13 protein-coding genes and 1 pseudogene are annotated in these 18,316 nt (G+C 47.4%); 4 read left to right on the top strand and 10 right to left on the bottom strand.

Features of this window, described 5'->3' with window-relative positions; genetic code table 11:
• Window positions 1-330 precede the first annotated feature (330 nt).
• The gene (fsa, locus tag ACFQZT_RS07635; RefSeq protein ID WP_379298279.1) at window positions 331-987 is read right to left on the bottom strand and encodes a fructose-6-phosphate aldolase; all 657 of its coding nucleotides are present in this window, start codon (window positions 985-987) and stop codon (window positions 331-333) included.
• Between the two features lie 33 nt (window positions 988-1,020).
• The gene (gene tkt / locus ACFQZT_RS07630) at window positions 1,021-3,048 is read right to left on the bottom strand and encodes a transketolase (protein ID WP_379298277.1); all 2,028 of its coding nucleotides are present in this window, start codon (window positions 3,046-3,048) and stop codon (window positions 1,021-1,023) included.
• 114 nt (window positions 3,049-3,162) lie between these two features.
• Between tkt and ACFQZT_RS07625 the strand changes: the two genes are divergently transcribed.
• On the top strand, window positions 3,163-4,050 hold the full coding sequence (locus ACFQZT_RS07625; RefSeq protein ID WP_379298275.1) for a LysR family transcriptional regulator: 888 nt from the start codon (window positions 3,163-3,165) through the stop codon (window positions 4,048-4,050).
• 489 nt (window positions 4,051-4,539) lie between these two features.
• On the opposite strand, the pseudogene ACFQZT_RS07620 reads toward ACFQZT_RS07625, so the two are convergent.
• The 6 genes and pseudogenes from ACFQZT_RS07620 to ACFQZT_RS07595 all read right to left on the bottom strand — a co-directional run.
• Window positions 4,540-5,063: pseudogene (locus ACFQZT_RS07620) on the bottom strand (aldo/keto reductase); the annotation flags it as partial.
• Window positions 5,064-5,336: 273 nt separating this feature from the next.
• Entirely contained in the window at window positions 5,337-7,034 is a 1,698-nt protein-coding gene (locus ACFQZT_RS07615; protein WP_379298272.1) for a methyl-accepting chemotaxis protein, read from the bottom strand.
• A 64-nt stretch (window positions 7,035-7,098) separates the two neighbouring features.
• The gene (locus ACFQZT_RS07610) at window positions 7,099-7,605 is read right to left on the bottom strand and encodes a DUF421 domain-containing protein (RefSeq protein WP_379298270.1); all 507 of its coding nucleotides are present in this window, start codon (window positions 7,603-7,605) and stop codon (window positions 7,099-7,101) included.
• Between the two features lie 21 nt (window positions 7,606-7,626).
• Window positions 7,627-9,798, bottom strand: a complete 2,172-nt coding sequence (gene ppk1, locus ACFQZT_RS07605; protein ID WP_379298268.1) for a polyphosphate kinase 1 — start codon at window positions 9,796-9,798, stop codon at window positions 7,627-7,629.
• Between the two features lie 220 nt (window positions 9,799-10,018).
• Entirely contained in the window at window positions 10,019-10,387 is a 369-nt protein-coding gene (locus ACFQZT_RS07600) for a hypothetical protein (protein WP_379298266.1), read from the bottom strand.
• A 92-nt stretch (window positions 10,388-10,479) separates the two neighbouring features.
• Entirely contained in the window at window positions 10,480-10,686 is a 207-nt protein-coding gene (locus ACFQZT_RS07595) for a hypothetical protein (protein ID WP_379298264.1), read from the bottom strand.
• A 178-nt stretch (window positions 10,687-10,864) separates the two neighbouring features.
• On the opposite strand from ACFQZT_RS07595, the gene ACFQZT_RS07590 reads away from it, so the two are divergent.
• Genes ACFQZT_RS07590 through ACFQZT_RS07580 form a run of 3 tightly spaced genes read left to right on the top strand, consistent with a single transcriptional unit; the run spans window position 10,865 to window position 16,115 of the window.
• Window positions 10,865-15,544, top strand: a complete 4,680-nt coding sequence (locus ACFQZT_RS07590; protein WP_379298262.1) for a cation-translocating P-type ATPase — start codon at window positions 10,865-10,867, stop codon at window positions 15,542-15,544.
• A gap of 60 nt (window positions 15,545-15,604) precedes the next feature.
• Entirely contained in the window at window positions 15,605-15,874 is a 270-nt protein-coding gene (locus ACFQZT_RS07585) for a DUF5132 domain-containing protein (protein ID WP_379298260.1), read from the top strand.
• A gap of 19 nt (window positions 15,875-15,893) precedes the next feature.
• The gene (locus ACFQZT_RS07580; RefSeq protein WP_379298258.1) at window positions 15,894-16,115 is read left to right on the top strand and encodes a hypothetical protein; all 222 of its coding nucleotides are present in this window, start codon (window positions 15,894-15,896) and stop codon (window positions 16,113-16,115) included.
• A gap of 68 nt (window positions 16,116-16,183) precedes the next feature.
• On the opposite strand, the gene ACFQZT_RS07575 is transcribed toward ACFQZT_RS07580, so the two are convergent.
• Window positions 16,184-16,345, bottom strand: a complete 162-nt coding sequence (locus ACFQZT_RS07575; RefSeq protein ID WP_379298358.1) for a hypothetical protein — start codon at window positions 16,343-16,345, stop codon at window positions 16,184-16,186.
• A gap of 155 nt (window positions 16,346-16,500) precedes the next feature.
• Complete coding sequence (locus tag ACFQZT_RS07570; protein WP_379298256.1) at window positions 16,501-17,898, bottom strand: WG repeat-containing protein; 1,398 nt, start codon at window positions 17,896-17,898, stop codon at window positions 16,501-16,503.
• Between the last annotated feature and the right edge of the window lie 418 nt (window positions 17,899-18,316).

The raw sequence follows: 18,316 nt of genomic DNA, 5'->3' as shown, positions 1-18,316 counted from the left end.
TTCCATAATTAGCGAAGATTGTTCGTTGTTTATGGAATTTTGTTCTTTCGAGCCCTGAAATGGCTATTTCTCCGAAATTTAGCGTCAAACTTGTTCACTAATAACGACCTTTGTTCTTTGTCAAGCGGGTGACCCGGAAGGTTACCCCTCATTTCTTTGAAAGTGGCCGAAGATTGCATGATGTGCATTCGAATCTGCGGAAGAGCGTGTCACGAGATTCTATATTCGTGCACTTTGGAACGCATTTGCGGATAAACTGACGACTGCCCGGCAGAAGCAAAGCTGCCCCAAAGTAATATGAATTACTTTGGGACAGCCCCTTTATCCTTGTTAAAACTTGGTTTGCTTCGCGCCTTCCCAATCCGCCAAAAATCTTTCGATTCCGGCGTCGGTCAACGGATGCTTGATCATAGATTCAATTACTTTGTAAGGTACTGTTGCAATATGAGAGCCGGCGAGAGCTGCTTCGATAACATGTGCGGAATGACGCACGCTGGCCGCGATAATCTCGGACTTAATGCCATGAACCTGGAAAATCTGGCTGATTTCTTTGATCAAATTCATCCCGATCTGATTGATATCGTCCAGACGTCCGATGAAAGGCGACACGTAGGTCGCTCCCGCACGAGCGGCCAGCAGCGCCTGCGTCGAGCTGAATATCAGGGTTACGTTCGTAGGTATACCCAGTTTGCTAAATACGTTGGTTGCCTTTAATCCGTCAGCCGTCATCGGAAGCTTGATCACGATGCTGGACCCCAGTTCAGCCAGCTTCTTGCCTTGCTCGACCATTTCATCGGCTTTCAAGGAAATGACTTCAGCGCTAATCGGCACTTCTCCGACGATGGAGACGATTTCCTTCACCGTCTCGAAAAAATCTCTTCCTTCTTTCGCGATCAGCGAAGGATTGGTTGTAACCCCCGCAACAACGCCAAGCTCATGTGCTTTGCGGATTTCATCTACATTGGCTGTGTCGATAAACAATTTCATTTCGCAAACCTGCCTTTTCCCCCGTCATGGGCATTATTGGAAATACTTCTGTCTGATCTGTTGTACGATAGCCTCCACTGTAAAACCATACTCGCGAATCACTTTATCGGCTTTCGCTGATGCTCCGAACTTCCGGATGCCGACAACGAAGCCTTCACCGCCTGTGATGTCTTCCCAGCCTGCCGGGTAAGCCATCTCCAGTACTACGTTGGCTTTTACATGCGGCGATAAGATCGACTGGTGCACGTCCAAAGACTGCTGTTCGAACAGCTCACGGCTTGGCATCGAGATCACACGAGCTCCAATACCATCTTGAGCCAATTGCTTCTGTACGTCAAGCGCTAAGCTGACTTCAGAGCCGGTGGCGATGAGCTGTACGTCAGGCTTAGCGCCTGCGGGGACATCCGACAACACATACGCGCCGTATTGGATATTGGCAAAAGCGAGCGTATCCGTGCCTGGCAGCACCGGCAAGTTCTGGCGCGAGAGCGCGAAGACGAACGGACCTTCCTTGGCTTGCAGCACATACTCCCAGGCTGCCGCCGTTTCGTTGGCGTCCGCCGGACGGAACAGCGTCAGATCCGGAATCATCCGTAAGGATGGGATCTGCTCGATCGGCTGGTGCGTCGGGCCGTCTTCGCCGACCGCGATGCTATCGTGCGTGAACACGTATGCGACAGGCTGCTTCATAAGAGCGGACAAGCGAATTGCGCCGCGCAGGTAGTCGCTGAATACGAGGAACGTGCCGCCGAAGGCGCGCAATCCGCCGTGCAGCAGCATGCCGTTCAGCGCAGCTCCCATCGCGAATTCGCGCACGCCGAACCAGAAGTTGCGGCCGCTGTAGTTGCCGGCGCTGAAGTTCCCGGCGTCGCCAATCATGGTCATGTTGGAGCTGGCCAGATCGGCCGAGCCGCCCACGAAGTTCGGCACACGCTTCGCCAGCGCATTAATCACTTTGCCGGATGCCGTACGTGTCGAGATAGCCCCATCTGATGGCGTATAGCGAGGTACTTCGGCATTCCATTCTGCCGGCAGCTCGCCGCGCGTCGCGAGCTCGAACTGCTTGGCAAGCTCCGGATAAGCTTGCTCATAGGCGCTCCACAGCTGCTCCCAGCTGTGTTCGGCTTCCGCGCCCTGCTGCTTAAAGCGGGCGAAGTGCTCTACCACCTCAGCCGGCACGTAGAAGTCCGGCTCCAGCGGCCAACCGAGCGCCTGCTTCGTCAGCAGCAGCTCTTCCTTGCCGAGCGGACTGCCGTGCGTGCCGCCGTGGCCGCCTTTGCCGGCTTTGTTCGGGCTGCCGTAGCCGATCGTTGTTTTGATCTCGATCAGGGTCGGGCGACCGAGGTCCGCCTTTCCTTCCGCGATCGCTGCGGAGATCGCGTCGACGTTGTTTTGCTCCTCGACGCGCAAATACTGCCAGCCGTACGATTCGAAGCGAGTCCGCACGTTTTCGGAGAACGACATGTTCAGCTCGCCATCCAGCGAGATATCGTTCGAGTCATAAAGTACGATGAGCTTGCCGAGCTTCAAATGCCCTGCAAGCGACGCAGCTTCACTGGACACGCCTTCCATCAAATCGCCGTCGCCGCAAATCGCGTACGTGTAATGATCGACGATCGAGAAGCCATCGCGATTGTACACCGAAGCCTGATGCGCTTCGGCCATCGCCATTCCTACCGCCATTGCGACGCCTTGACCGAGCGGACCTGTTGTCGCTTCGACACCCGCAGTGTGACCGTATTCGGGATGTCCCGGCGTACGGCTGCCCCACTGGCGGAATTCTTTGATGTCGTCCAGCGATACATCGTATCCGCTAAGATGCAGCAAGCTGTACAGCAGCATCGAGCCGTGACCGGCCGACAGGACGAAGCGGTCCCGGTCCGCCCATTTAGGGTTGACCGGATTATGTTTAAGATGCCGCGTCCAAAGCGCGTACGCCATCGGCGCCGCCCCCATCGGCATGCCCGGATGACCCATTGCCGCCTTTTCGACCGCATCAATTGTAAGCGTTCTAATCGTATTAATGCTCAGTTCTTCAATAGAAACCGTTGTCTGTTTCAAAACAGATCGCCTCCATCAATAAATTTGTGTTGACCCTACCTCCCCTTTATTATAAGGTTAGCCAGAGCATTCAAATAATTGATAGTTTCGATACTCGTCATAGAAGGTGTCTATATGATTAACTTTGAGCTTTATAAAGTTTTTTACCTGACAGCCAAGTCCGGCAGCTTGTCCAAAGCTGCAAAAGAGCTTTACATTACTCAACCAAGCGTCTCCCACTCGATCAAGCTGCTCGAGGACAATGTCGGACTCCAGCTGTTCGCCCGGACGTCCAAAGGCGTCGAACTGACGAAAGAAGGCGCTATTCTGTATTCCTATATCGAACAAGCGTATAATTTCATTTCTCTTGCGGAGGCGAAAATGAGCGAACTCCGCAATTTTTCCAGCGGGGAAATTAAAATCGGCGGCAGCGATTCGCTTTGCAAGCATTATCTTTTGCCGTTTTTGGAATCGTTCCACGAACAGTTCCCGCAGGTGCAAATCAATCTGGTTAACGGAACAACGCCAGAAATCGTGAAGCAGCTGAAAGAAGGCAAGATTGACATCGGCATCGTACGCACGCCTATACTTGACGATCAGCTGCTGGTACGCGAAGGCATCACCATCCAGGATTGTTTCGTCACAGGACCGAAGTACCGCGAGCTCAGCGTAAAGCCTGTGTCGCTCTCACAGCTGCTGAGCTACCCGATTATTCTGTTTTCGCGAAACAGCAGCTCGCGCAAATTTATAACTCGTTTATTCCAGGAGCATGGCCTAATCCTGGAACCCGAAATCGAGCTAGGCAGCGTCGATCTTCTCATCGAATTTGCCAAAATCGGCTTCGGCGTCTCCTTCGTCACCAAAGAATTCGTCGCCAAGGAGCTGGATGAAGGCAGCTTATTTGAAGTAAAGCTCGATGCCGCGATCCCCTCTACGAGAATCGGCATAATTACGCTAAAGAGTATGCCACTCTCCAATGCGGCTGCCGCTTTTGTGGCAGAGCTGGAGAAACCTGCCGGTTGAGGCATTTGCTAGATTACCCTTGTTAGATGATCGAGCATCATGTGAGAGATTGAAAGTAGGACTGCTGCTGTAACCAGAGCCTGCAGCTGCAAAAGTTTTCTAGAGCTAAGAGACCGCCGCCATTCGTCGGCGACACAACGCGCACCCGGGAGTCTGCTATTGGAATTTATCCAATCTCATGTATCGAATCTTGCAAAGTGTATGGATTCTGCTGGAAAATGTCCAATCACCTGCGGTCAAAATGGGCAGGAGACTTCCGTTTCATGAATTTCATTGGAGAAAATCCAACCGTAAGACCCAGAACGTGCTTAACCTTGGAAATCCATTGGATGAATTCCAATGAACCAAGCCGGTCGAGAACATGCTTCTGGCAGGGAAGTGGAGGAAAGACCTGCTTTCACTGCTTACAATGCTTACAACATTACTATCGCCTTGATTACTTTAGACTCCGGCTTTAGCCAGGGGTCTCCTGGTTATTGCATGTTCATTCTATATAACCTTCTCGTTATACTCAGGTCTTCCGCTCAACCATGTCTGATTATGGATAGGCGCCAGAATATCGAGCACCTCTCCAAGCAGCTCCTCATCGATGGACGACTTCGTCCATTCGATGTTGCGGCGGATGTTGTCAGGGTTGGCGGTACTGACAAGTATCGTCGGTATGCGCTCAGTCTCGAAGACGGTGAGCGGCAATCCTGAAACGCCGAAAAAGCGAATTTTCCCTGCCTTTTTCAGCTCATCTAGCGCGGGAAATGCCTCTTCTGCAACCTCTTCAAGCTCACCTCAACGCTAGCCAGTATCCGCTGCCTTGAGAAATCGAACTCAGCCTCGCCGTAACGCCCCGCTTTTGTTGTCAGAATGAAGCGTTCCCGGTTCATTTGGGAAATGGCTTTACCTAACACTGTCTCCGCTTTCGTTAGTCCGTAAAAGGGAGACACGTCAATCAAATTAATGCCCAGATCAACGGCTGTATGTACGGTGCGGATGCATTCCTGCTCATTCTTTTGCCTATAAAAACACAAAAAGCTCGCAAAGCGAGCTTCCGGATCATTTTCACGACTGATACGAGATTGTGTATGTATATCGGAGCAAAGGAACCTTCTTTATTGACCATATTTCAGCCCGACCCTTGTCCAGGTTGCACCATTAGGCGACTCGTTTTCCTACTTGCAAATTTTCGAGGAGATCGCCGTGCGGGTTTGAAAGTTTGCCTCATTTTCATGCTATGTTCAAAAGGGTCTTGGGGTTGACCCCGACAGCTCATAGAAAATCCATGAGATAGTCACTTATACGACTTTAAACTTTAGAATGATATTCTCCATTTTTTCCGCTTCTTGACTAAGTAAATTTGACAATGAGGATACTTCCTTAACCAAATCAGTCTGTATGATTGTTTTATCATTCACTGTTTTTACCTGGTATAAAGATTCTTGAGACACATGTGCCATCTCAGATACGGAAGCTGAAATTTCTTCGGAGCCGGCAGCCATTTGTTCTGAAACCGCTGACAGCTCTTGAATTTGGACAGCGATGCCTCTCGCGGAATGTAAGATTTTTTGAAAAGAGTCTCTGGCGTACAGAACTTTTTGATTCCCTAGTACCACTTCTTCACTTACTCGCTGCATGGCTTTTACGGTTTCCGTAGAATCGCTTCTAATTTGTTTTAATAAATCGGATATCTCCGATGCCGAAGAAGCTGATCCTTCAGCCAACTTTCTAATTTCAGATGCTACAACAGAGAACCCTTTGCCGTGCTCGCCTGCCCGCGCAGCTTCAATAGAAGCGTTTAAGGAAAGCAAGTTGGTTTGATTCGCTATCTCCATAATTGCTCCAACGATTTTTTCAATATGAGAGGACCGATCACTAAGCTGGTTGACAATGTTTAGGGAAGATTTAAGGGACGCATCAATCGTATGCATCTGCTGCTGCGCTTGTTCCATATGACCAAAACCTTCTACGGCCTCAACTTCGGTGTCCCCGGCAGATTCGGATAGCTCATTAGCGGATTCCGCTATTCTTTGCACACCTTTGGCCATTTCTTCAATGGCACGAGCCCCGTCTAATGTACTTTGTACGGAAGCCGTTGCTCCTTTTTGAATGCCTTCTACGTTCCTGGCAATTTCCTCTGTTGCGGTTGCGGTTTCTTTCGTATTGCAAGTTAATTTTTCCGAGGATTGAAATACATGCTTGGAGGCGTGGGATATATCTAAAACCATAGCCAACAGACTATCCAGCATAGCATTTAATGAGGAAGCGATCTCTCCGATTTCATCTTTCGAAGTTATAGATAGTCTTGTCGTAAGATCGCCACCACGACTTGCTAATTCCGCTATTTTTTCATTTACCGTTTTTAAAGGTTTCAGCTTAACAACGATGAAAAAAAGCATAGCGAAGAATGTGACGAATGTGATGACTAACAAAATAATTGCAAGGATTAACATGTTGCTTGCCTGTTGTCTTGCTTGAATGACTTCTTGTTCTGCCCTTGTATTCATTTTTGTCTGAAATTCGTCAATAGGGTCCATAATGATCTTCTTGTTAGCATCATAATTTTTGTCAAACATTAGCTTCCTGGCTTTGTCAAAATCTTTACTCTCAACTGCTTTCATGGCGTCATCTTCTGTTTTTATTAATGCATCCGAGTTTTGCTTTGCTTTTTCTATGAGATCCAATTCTGCCTGCGGAGCATTCAATTCCTTTAATTTCATGACAACATGATCGCGTGTCTTCGTCTCGTTAACTTCTTTCCAATAATTGTTAAAATACTCTTTTTCCCCGAATTGCACGTATCTTCTGGCCTGATTGGTCAGATAGTCTGAAGCATTAGCCAGATCTATGCCCAGCTGTTTAAATTCCGATTGTCTTTGCAAGGACAACCGTTCTTGCTTAATGTCTTTTTGAAGAAGGTACACGCTAATGCCATTCAGGACTGACAACAATAGAAAAATAACACACATTACCTTTAAGATCATTGAAATTTTCATTATCACAACCACCTTTTCAATGTTGTTACATCCATAATTCGACATTCATCGACATGACCTCCTTTTATTTTCGCTCTTGTTGTGAAGTTGATAAATCTTTGTTAATCACATTCCGGTAATCGATCTTTTTTAATACCGATAAAGACCCGTTTGTTTCGAGAACGGCATACTCCACTTCTTTCAAATCAAATATATCTTTGCTTCTGAGTCCTTGTTGTAAGGAGTCCAGGGTATATTTGCATTTCTTCATGTTATTTTCTAATAGACTGCCATTAGAAATAATAATGGTCGGCTCTCCTGAAATCCACTTTCTGGCCTTGCTGCTTTTTAGCGAGATGACTGTCAGCGCATAGCCGATACCGCTAAATATGAACAGAGACAAAAGAAAATATATAAATTGAATATGGATATTGAACGCCATATTACCGGCAATAGTCCCGAGTACGGTGGAGAGAATAAAAAAATGATAGTTACTGTGAGCAATGATTAATTTTCCGACTAAATGCATAAACATCCATAGCCACATAAAGGCGACTATGGTTCTAAGGATAATTTCAACGGTTTGCAGCATCGGCTATTATTTCTCCTTGATTCAGTGATAAATCGCCGACTCATGAGAATCATGGTCGTAAAACTCTAGAGGAACCGCAATAGAGTCATATTCCACCCGTGTATCCGAATGGTTATACTTCTCATTTACCAGATCTTTGGCCTCAAACTGGCTGCGGCAAGGTTGCTTTTGATTTTCTATCCTCCTATAGCTGCCATCGGGAAGTAGTTGACGGGCCTTCACATTATCATCGAGCAAAAGCGATAAGTATTGAATCAGAATCGACTTCTGGGGATCGTTTAAGATCGGACACATCAACTCGATTCGCCGGTCCAGATTTCTTGTCATCCAGTCGCTGCTTGAGATCCATACCTCGGGCGACCCCGCATTTTCAAAGTAAAAAACCCGGGAATGTTCCAGGAAGCGATCCACGATGCTGCGAACGGTAATATTCTCGCTTAAGCCTGGTATTCCTGGACGCAAGCAGCAGATGCCGCGGACAATCAGATCGATCCGAACACCCGCTTGAGAAGCCGCATAAAGCTGGTCGGTGAGTTCTTGATTCGCCAATGCATTCACTTTAGCGATAATTCTTGCCGGTTTACCTAATGAAGCGTTCTCCGATTCCCGCTGAAATAAGGTAAATAAACGCTGTTTCAAATGTGTCGGCGCCACGTCAAGATAGTGCCAGTTTTTGGGTATGGAAAATCCCGTTATCTTGTTGAATAAGTTTGCCACATCTTCACTTATATCCGGGTTGGAAGTGAAGAGGCCTATATCCGTAAACATTCCGGCGGATACTTCGTTGTAATTTCCTGATGCAACATGAATATAGCGTTTTAGAGAATCGGCTTCCCGGCGTACTACCAGTGTCATTTTCGCATGAATTTTGAGTCCTGCTAACCCATATACCACATGACATCCGGCCTTTTCCAACGCTCTCGCCCATTCGATATTTCTGGCTTCGTCAAAACGGGCTTTCAATTCAACGATAACGGTAACCTGTTTGCCCGCTTCTGCTGCACGGATAAGGGACCGAATAATCCGCGAGTCGCCATTAACCCGATATAAGGTCATTTTTATAGCCAAAACATCAGGATCCGCAGCCGCTTGCCCAATAAAATCCGTTACTGCTTCAAAAGATTCATACGGATGAAAGACAACAACATCCCGCTTTTGAATGACGGATAAAATAGGGGCATTATGCGAGAATTCCAAGGGATATACGGGTTCAAACCTCGGATATTTGAGATGCTCATACCCCTTCATCGAGCTTGAAAATTGCATGAAGTAACTCAAATCAACGGGTCCGCCCGTTGTAATCAGCAGATCATGATCGATTTCCAGCTCATTTTTGATTAATTCTAGCGCAATCGGATCAAACCCCTTTTCCATTTCCAAGCGAACCGGTGTCCCCCATTTTCGCTTTCTCAGCACCTTTTCCATTTCATCCAAAAGATCGTCCGAGCCATCCTCGCCCACAACCAAATCAGCATTGCGGGTTACGCGAAATGAATGGAAGGCAACGGGCGAATATAGAGTAAATAAGGTATGCATATGCGCCTTGATTAAATCTTCAAGCAAAATAAAATACCGCTTTTTACTGCCTAACATGGGGGAAGCTTCAATAAAACGAGGCAAATTAGCTGGAATTTCAACTAGAGCAACATGCGTTTCCTGATTCGAAACAACTGAAGATTGCTTTAAAACAACAGCCAAATAGATGCTTTTCGAACGAACTAAAGGAAACGGACGACTCTTATCCACAGCGAGTGGCGTTAAGACCGGGAATACCCACTGAAAATAATAGTCCTCCATCTCCTTCTGCTGATGATTCTCTAAATTGCCGTATGAAATGAAAGAAATACCTTCCTGTTCAAGCAGTTCAACGATTTGCTCATACGTTTTATACTGCTCAGTAATGAGTTCCTCTATCTGCATGATTACTTTCTCTAGTAAAGTTTCAGGAGCAAATCCGCTCCTATCCGGTTCATGATTTCCCGCTTTCAATTTATCCATGATGGCTGCAACTCTAACGCTTACAAATTCATCAAGATTGGTAGAAACAATCGATAAAAATTTGGTCCGCTCGAGCAGCGGCGTACTCTCATCTTGAGCTTCTTCAAGAACGCGCCTGTTAAATTGGAGCCAGCTTAGTTCGCGATTAATATATTTATGTTTGAAATCGGTGCTAATTTCTTTTTCTTTTTCCACGGCGCGCCTTCGCCCCTCATCATTTTTTTCTAACAAATAAAGCTCCTATTTTACGCAAAAGCTGCCATGTGGTACTGCTGCGAAAGGTAATATAACCGGAATTATTGTCGTCCTGATTTTGCATGATTCATCATCCTTTTCATAGGAAAATAGAGAAAAAAACCCGCTAGTTTTGAAAGTTAGCAGGTGATATAAGAATTCTTCCATATTCGTGAAAAGTTTATATTTGAATGGCCGACTCATTTTCTGAAGATGACGTTACCGATTTCGTCATTTGATTCAATAAACGATTGTTAACAAGCGCATTTCCGGCTTGCGTTCCAAGCGTCTGACCCAAATTGTTTCCTACGATTCCTCCGACAATGGATCCAATAACTGTCCCAACCCCGGGCAAGACCGTAGTGCCAAGTATCGCTCCATACTCGATACCTGCCATAACGCCAAAAGCTCCTGTCACATTCCCGGTCGTTTTCACTGCAAATTGTTTTCTATCCATTTGTCCGGTTGTTAAATCTCTCGTATCCTGCAATTGAGATAGCCCGCCGGAAATTAAACCTGCCCATAAAGAACCGCCCTGCAACATGTTCATCGCTCCTTGTTTATAATGTCACATTAAGATTGTGCCCCTTTGTTTAAAAAATCTTCGAATTGCGTATTGCGAACTTTTTCCAACAACTTTGGTCAGACGACCGGTTCTTCCGATTCCCTCTTGCTGTCCTTATGCAAGGATTGAAGCTGTGAAGTCGCTTCTTTCATCTGATCCTTCATATCAAGGAAAGCGCCTGCACCTTTGACCGCTAGCTTACGCGCGGCTTTTCTTCCTTTCGGTGACACAGCAAGCGCAACAGCGGCAGCCCCCAAAATAATGCCGAAAATTGATTTGTTCATTGGCAATCCCTCCATCTTGTAATGAATAAAATAATGCCAAAAAATGAAATTTTTATACTTCATGCGGCGATTAAAAAAAATCAGGAAGGAATGGAATATTTCATTTTCGGTTGTGAATAATAACCAGACAAAAATGATCCAAGTTGAAATTTCATCACGGGGAAAAGGAGAGGAAAGGATGTCTTCATTACGAAGCAAAGACAGGTTTCTCCGCGTCTTACCTGGGAGATTACGCATGGAAATCTGCGGCTTGCAGGGAAGCAAACATAGTGCTGAACTTCTTGTTCATGCCTTCTTGGCACGTAAAGGGATTTATAAAGCAGAGCCTTGTATCCTTACAGGCAGACTTCTGCTTCTTTATGATGAGAAGAAGATTACGCTGCAAGATATTTTCGGGATGATCCGAAAGGTTGAAGAGCAGATTTGCTCGCAGAGCGCCCCAGTCCAAGCTGCCTATGCTGATAGGGTTAAAGAAGAAGAAGCCAAGCAGGAAGTAGCGGCTGCAAGAGATATTGACCTTGAACTGCCAGAAGACATCAGGGTTCTTCCGCAAATGTTAAAGCAGAATACGAAACCATCTATGGAAAAAATCCCTCTCCCTTTGGCTTTAGCCTTGGGCGGACTTACGATTCTGGGAGCTAAGCAGTTATTCATGGGACGGTCGGCTTTAGCCAGAAGCCCGGCGCCATTTTACTTGTCGGCTTTGGTTTCGGTCGTAACGGGGTATCCCTTCTTAAAGCGGGGCGTTCAGAACTTCTCGGAAAAGAAACAGATCAATTCAGACCTGATTTTAGGAACCAGTGCGCTGGCTCTCGCGCTTATTCGTGAAAACCTGGTTGTACTAGCCGGGCTGAGCATTTTGCAATTCGTTAACTGGAAGAGAAGTCAGTCCCTATTGAATGCGCAGCAAGATATTGCTTTATCGCCGGAAATCCAAGCTTATAGTGAGAAGGCCGGCAAACTAGGGATGATTGCAGCCGGCGTTACTTGGGCAGTTACCCGAAATCCGCTTCGTGCCATCGCGGTACTTTTAGCTGCCAATCCGCGGCCGATGACGATACCCGCCAAATGTGCCTGGAGCCAAGCTGAAGTCGTTTCGGATGAACGAAATTACGTAGTTCCGGCCAAAGGATCGTTGTCCCAGCTTGCACGCACAAAAACGCTTTTAATTGAAGATTCTTCACTTCTTTTTGACCCTCCAGAAATTGAAGAAATCGAGTGTCTGACATCGAATGAAGATGATGCGGACAAAATCGTTTGTTATGCAGCATCTTTGATGGCAAAAAGCAGCCATCCCTGGAAAGAAGATATTTGGAATAAAGCCAAAAAGACGTGCCGTACGATTCGCACCGCATTTCATGTGGAAGAAGAGGAACAAGGCATACAAGGAAAAATCAACGATGCCCGTGTACTGCTAGGCAGTATGCAATATCTGGAGCAGCATGGCATTGATTGTACGTCATTCGAACTTAAAGCAAAAAGGCTGATCAAAAAGGGCAGCAGTGTCCTGTTTATCGGAAAACAAGGAACCAGGAGCGGCGAATGTCTGGGTCTGATCGTTCGACATTTGGAAACCGCGATCAATGAGCACGGCCTTACGGCAGCGTCCTTCGTTGAAAAAGGATGGCGCGTCCAGCTATTACATAATCGTTTGAATATTAGCAATGAAATGCTCTCCAAACACGGTATGGACTTAAGCTGGTTGCTACTTGAGCAAGGCGACATCATTGAAAAAATCGCCGTCATGCAGCAGCATGGCGAGGAAGTATTATTTGTCGCGGACACGGTCCAGAATCCGGTAAATGCCTTTTTTAAAGAAGCCGGATTACCGTCCATTTCTGTCGATGAGCTGAAAAGTATTCAGGAAAGCGCTAAGTACGCCGAGATCATCGATCAAACGGTCAACCTGCATGCTGATGTTACAAAAAAGTGGAATTTACTAGGAAGCGCTTTGGCAACGTTCGGCATGATTAGCGCGCCTGTCGTTAATTTGGCTGCGGATGCGCTGTCTCTTGTTTTTATGTCCAGATCGAAGAAAATAAGCGAAACCTTACCTCATGCACCGGCCATTTCGTATCAAACGGAAATTGCAGCTGCATCGGAAGCCACGGTATGGCACGCCCTATCTAGCGAGCAGGTCACCGGAAATTTCCACGTCAATCAAAGGCTTGGTCTGACATCGGATCAGGTTATTTCGCTTCGAAACCGTTATGGTTCTAACCTGCTCGAAAGTAAAAAGCCTACTCCATGGCTTATTTCATATTTAGGACAGTTCAAAGAATTCACAACGTTAATCCTGCTCGGCACATCCGTCCTTGCACTTTTTACAGGAGGTGTGTTCGACGGTATCGCCATGGGAAGTATTCTGCTGGCCAATGCCGCCATTGGAACAATCCAGGAACGTAAAGCCGAAAAAGTCGTCGAGACGCTGAATCAATTCCAACCACCGGCTTGCAAGGCCATCAGGGATGGGCGGGAAGCTGAAATGTCCGCGGCCGAACTCGTACCGGGAGATATCGTCTGCCTCGAAGCCGGGGATCGTGTTCCGGCTGATATCCGGCTACTGAATTCATGGAATTTACGTGTGAACGAGGCTGCCCTGACCGGTGAATCGCTGCCTGTTGAAAAAAACGAATCGTCTTTGACTGAAGATTGCCCGCTCTCCGAGCGAAGGAATATGCTTTTCATGGGAACCGATGTATGCGGAGGCAAAGGCATCGGCATTGTTGTCCATACGGGTATGCACACCGAGATGGGCCATCTCATGTCCCTCATGAAAAATCATGAAAAAGAAGTCACTCCCTTACAGGAAAAAGTAACTTCCATCAGCAAAAAGTTTATCAAAGGTGCACTAGTGGCCGGAGGGCTTGTATTCCTGACCGGTATGCTGCGCGGCATCCCGATTACGCAAATGATCTCAACTTCCATTACACTGGCGGCATCCGCTATACCGGAAGGGCTTCCTGTGACGATTACCATTGCGCTTAGCGCGGGCATTTTCCGCATGGCTAAGAAAAACGCGTTAATCAGAAAGCTTTCCTCTTTGGAAACGTTAGGTAGAACGACGATTATTTGTACGGATAAAACCGGTACTTTAACCAAAAATGAAATGACGGTTAAAGCCGTTTCAACGGTTGATCGGTTATGGAACGTTTCAGGTGACGGGTATGAACCGACAGGCACGTTTGAGGAATTCATTCCAGAGGTGGCAGCTTCGTCGGCAGCTCCATTGGAAATTCAAGATCAACATCCAGTCGGGAGTCATCCGGATTTAAAACGGCTTTTACAAATATGCGTGTTGTGTAATAACAGTAAACTTGAACAGGAAGAAGGGCGATGGTTCACGAAAGGCGATCCGACCGAAGGCGCTCTTCTTTCCTTAGCAGCCAAAACAGGCTTATGGGAAAAAGATCTGTCCCATTGGCATCGAGGACTGGAAATTCCGTTTGACTCCGGCACTGCAAAAATGAGTGTTGTTTGTAAAGACACCAAGTCTGAGCAGGATTGCTATGTATTTTCTAAAGGAGCCGTAGAAACCATTCTTCGCCATTGCAACCGATATCAAAAGAACGGGGAAATTTTCCCTTTATCGGAAGAGCAGAAACAGCTGATTTTGCAGCAGAATGATAAACTTTCTTCGGACGCGTTACGTGTTCTGGCTTTCGCCTACCGACATATCGAGGAACATGCCCAAGAAGAGGGAGTGGACGAGAAAGAACTGATTTATGTGGGAATGGCCGGGATGATGGACCCTCCTAAATCCGATGTTGCGCATAACATACGCGAGGCTTTGGAGCTTGGAGTGAGACCGGTGATGATTACCGGCGATCATCCGATTACGGCAATTGCCATCGCCAAGCAACTCGGGATTTACAACGGGACAGAGAATGTCGTTACAGGACATGAGCTTGATCGTATGACGGATGAAGAACTGGACCGGATTGTGAACCAAACATCGATTTTTGCCAGGGTTACACCGGAACATAAGCTTCGTATCGTCACGGCTTTCCAAAAACAGGGACACATTGTCGCTATGACCGGAGATGGCGTCAATGATACTCCTGCCATCAAGCAAGCCAACGTTGGGATTGCGATGGGGCGAACGGGAACGGAAGTGACGAAAGAGACGGCCGATATGGTTTTGACCGAAGATCATTTCGGCACGATAGTGGAAGGCGTCAAAGAAGGCCGAACAATCATCGGTAATATCCGTAAAGCGCTGGGCTGTTTACTGACCGGAAACCTGGCCGAGATTATTGTGACGAGCGCCGCTGTCATGGTCGGACTGCCGATTCCGCTAGTTCCGATTCAAATCCTGCTGATGAATTTGTTGACGGATGCTTTGCCTGCAATGATTCTGGCAGTAAATCCGGGAAATAAGACGAAGCAAACGAAGCGGACCGATATCGTGGATAAGGAATTGTATCAAAAAGTAGTTACCAGAGGCGTCCTTCTAGGCTTAGGATCCATCGGCTTATTTGCTGCCAGTCTTGCAGCGGGTGCGCCAGTGCCGGTTGCGCAAAGTATGGCGTTCGCGACGCTGGTCGCAGGTCAATTGATTCAAACTTTCTCTTGGCGTCAAGAAGGCTCGGAAGAAACGATGCGTGATTGGACCAAGGACCGGTTATTGCTTGGCGCGATGGGCATCTCGTGGGTAGCCTTGCTTGCTGCGTTGTATGTACCGACTTTCGCCGGATTTTTCCATACCGCTCCGCTCTCGATCGGCCATTGGGTACCTATCATCGGCGTAGCCGGATCTGTATCTCTGTTATCAAAACCGGTGCTGTCCCTTCTCTCGAGAACGCAGTCAAACAAGCTGCAGCTGCCCGCCGACGAATCCATAAGTGCTGCGGCTTAAATGTCCGCAGCGCTTGATATTTTGCAAGTTGTCACAATAAATTTCGAAAGGTGCATAACCATGATACAAAAGAACATCGATAAAATTATTGTCGGTACCGCGCTTACCGTAGCCGCCTCCGCTTTACTCCCCATCGCCAAAACGGCCCTGCAGCCGCTTGCCGCTGCCGGTATGGAGGGCGGCGCAAACTTGTTGCAACGCGCCAGATCGCTTTTTCAAATGGCCCGGGAAGAGGTTGAAGATATTGTCGCCGAAGCCCAGTTTGAAAGAATGAAACGGCAGCTCGATAAAGAAATTGGCATGCTTGATGCCGAGGAGCAGCATGATTAGTGAGGAGAATACGATCATCATGGAGCAAAATATTGATTTTCATCTTAAGGAAGCACTAGCTCATCTGGAAACGGCAATAAACCTTAGCGTAAGAAGTGTGCTTGAGAACGATGGCGCAAAGAAAGAAATCGGTTTAAAATGGGAAAAATTTCTGGGCGAATTTATTGGCCAAGTTCGAGAAAAAGGAAAGAAGTCGCGGATCAACCTGCTGGGTTGGATTACGTTTCCTCGAATCCGCTAAAAAGAAAAACGCCTCTGACGCGTCCCGGTACTTATAACCGAGATGCGATCGGAGACGATTCAAAGAGTCTACTCCAGCCCGTTGACCTCAAATTCATAAATGCGAGCTGCCGTGTCGCCGCCTTGCGTCGCCTTCAAGATTGTGAGCTTCACGTATCTTGCTTTGGTCAGCGGAATGGCGTCCTTTGTCTCGCCTGCCGTATTGCCCGTTTCTATGCATGATTGTTCCACCGATCCATCTGATTTCGCGTTTAGTGTATCACCGAAGCTGAAAAAAGAGCAAGTACGGTTGAAATCCGGGGCTGAGCGAACATGAAAAAACACCACGCACTCGATTCAGCGAAGAATCTGTGTCGCGGTGTTTTTATGCTTGCTTGATAGGCCGCCTACCTGCTAGGGGTCCAAATGTAGTTCCCATTTACGTCAATATACCCTGAATCCGGGCCCTCCCCTGCCCAACCAACATGAACATTCGCGATTCCCGCTGCGAAAGGCTCCGCCAAGTAATAGGTCGGTTTTATCTTGATCTCACCTTTTTTATTGATATAACCCCATTCCCAATCACCGATTTGAACCGCAGCCAGACCGCCTGCAAAACGATCGGTTTTATCAAAAGCGGGCTGAATGACCGGCTTCCCTTTGCTGTCAATAAATCCCCATTTGTTCCCTGAGCGTATGGCGGCGAGGCCTTCCGAGAATGGCTGAGCTTCCTCGTACTGAGCCGGAATCACCCAGTCTTCGCTTTGGTTGATATACCCCCACTTTTCTCCGACTTTAACGGGGGCTAATCCGTACCGGAAATCCAGAGCGTCGTCGTATTTTGTATCGATCACGGTTGTTCCCGATTTATCGATAAAGCCGAATTTATCGCCAATCTTCACTCTTGCGAGCCCTTCCGAAAAATCGTGCCCAAAATCAAAATGAGGAGAGATGGCGAACTCACCTTTTGCATTCAGGTAGCCATAGATATACCCGTTATCATTGTGAGACGAAACAGCGACTGACGCCAACCCCTCGTGAAATGGATTGCCGAATAAAATATCCGGCTCCATGACTACCTTGCCGGTCGTGTCAATATACTGGTGTTTCTTCACATCTTGCTTAATTAGTATGGTGACGTAGGCCAATCCCTCCGAAAAAGGCGCCGTTTCGTAGTATTGACGCGGAATGGCCAATTGTCCTGTGGCATCGATATATCCCCAGCCATTACCGTCCTGGGCTGTATCCCATACCTGCGCCAAGCCTTCGGAGAAAGGTAAAACAGACCCATATGGCGCATCCATCACCTTATGACCATGGTTGTCAGTGAAACCATACTTTCCATCCTGTTGAACGGGATAAAGTTTAGGCTCGCCAATTGTGACCGTTCGCGATCGTTCGATCCAGGTGACCTTTCTGCCACTAGCTTCCCCTACAAATCGCAGCGGAACGAAGACCGTGCCGTCCACTAAAGCTGGCGTTTGATCCAGATCAGCATTTTCCCCGTTTACAATAACCGTTTTCAGCCCTGGTGTCATTTCAACCTTTAACCCGTCGCCGGCTGCAGTTACTCTCTTCATTTGGGGATCCCAATTTACTTGCCAGCCCATCTTTTCAAAAAGTGGGCGAAAGGGCACAAGGGTGGTCCCCTTCTCAATAAACGGCTGCTGAGCAAAAGTCAGTGGCTCCCCATCCACCCGAATGGTAAGCGTAGAATCGCTGGCCTGCACCGAAACTACCCCTGTCAAATTTGCCGCTAGGGAAAGCATTAGAATAAGCGCCACCCGGTATTTTTTCAATAACATACATTCACTCCTCTGTTCCAATACTGGTCGGCACTAGTGGCCAATTTTTGTGACTTGATTTGCATAACTGTAACTGTACCTAATGCATAATCGTGAGGAAAGAATTGCGATTGGGAAGGACTTGTGGATTAGGCTGTGCAACGTAGAAGGCTGCGGGAACATTGCGTGTTGTGTTGGCTGCTAAAGCAGCGATCATTTCAATATTTTACCATGTAATGGTAACAATGTCTCTGATTCTCATGATGCCATAACCCTTGCTAAACCCAAACTTTGCAATGTGATATATGCATGAATATCTGGTTTACTTACACTTACAGGCTCGGCATTCCTCTACGGAAAAAGCGAGATGTAACGCCCATTTTGGGCGTTACATGCGCAGGCTAGCGCGAGTTCCCGCCTGTTAGGCCCGAAATGGGCC

The sequence above is a fragment of the Paenibacillus sp. GCM10027628 genome (assembly GCF_042676385.1).
In the GTDB taxonomy this organism is placed as follows: domain Bacteria; phylum Bacillota; class Bacilli; order Paenibacillales; family NBRC-103111; genus Paenibacillus_E.
The sequence above is the reverse complement of the archived record's forward strand: the minus strand, read 5'-3'. Positions and strand labels throughout refer to the sequence as shown.

Coding starts and splice junctions, on each gene's coding strand:
- fsa (WP_379298279.1), bottom strand. CDS start 987: ATGAAATTGTTTATCGACACAGCCAATGTAGATGAAATCCGCAAAGCA.
- ACFQZT_RS07625 (WP_379298275.1), top strand. CDS start 3,163: ATGATTAACTTTGAGCTTTATAAAGTTTTTTACCTGACAGCCAAGTCC.
- ACFQZT_RS07615 (WP_379298272.1), bottom strand. CDS start 7,034: ATGAAAATTTCAATGATCTTAAAGGTAATGTGTGTTATTTTTCTATTG.
- ACFQZT_RS07610 (WP_379298270.1), bottom strand. CDS start 7,605: ATGCTGCAAACCGTTGAAATTATCCTTAGAACCATAGTCGCCTTTATG.
- ACFQZT_RS07600 (WP_379298266.1), bottom strand. CDS start 10,387: ATGAACATGTTGCAGGGCGGTTCTTTATGGGCAGGTTTAATTTCCGGC.
- ACFQZT_RS07595 (WP_379298264.1), bottom strand. CDS start 10,686: ATGAACAAATCAATTTTCGGCATTATTTTGGGGGCTGCCGCTGTTGCG.
- ACFQZT_RS07590 (WP_379298262.1), top strand. CDS start 10,865: ATGTCTTCATTACGAAGCAAAGACAGGTTTCTCCGCGTCTTACCTGGG.
- ACFQZT_RS07585 (WP_379298260.1), top strand. CDS start 15,605: ATGATACAAAAGAACATCGATAAAATTATTGTCGGTACCGCGCTTACC.
- ACFQZT_RS07580 (WP_379298258.1), top strand. CDS start 15,894: ATGGAGCAAAATATTGATTTTCATCTTAAGGAAGCACTAGCTCATCTG.
- ACFQZT_RS07570 (WP_379298256.1), bottom strand. CDS start 17,898: ATGTTATTGAAAAAATACCGGGTGGCGCTTATTCTAATGCTTTCCCTA.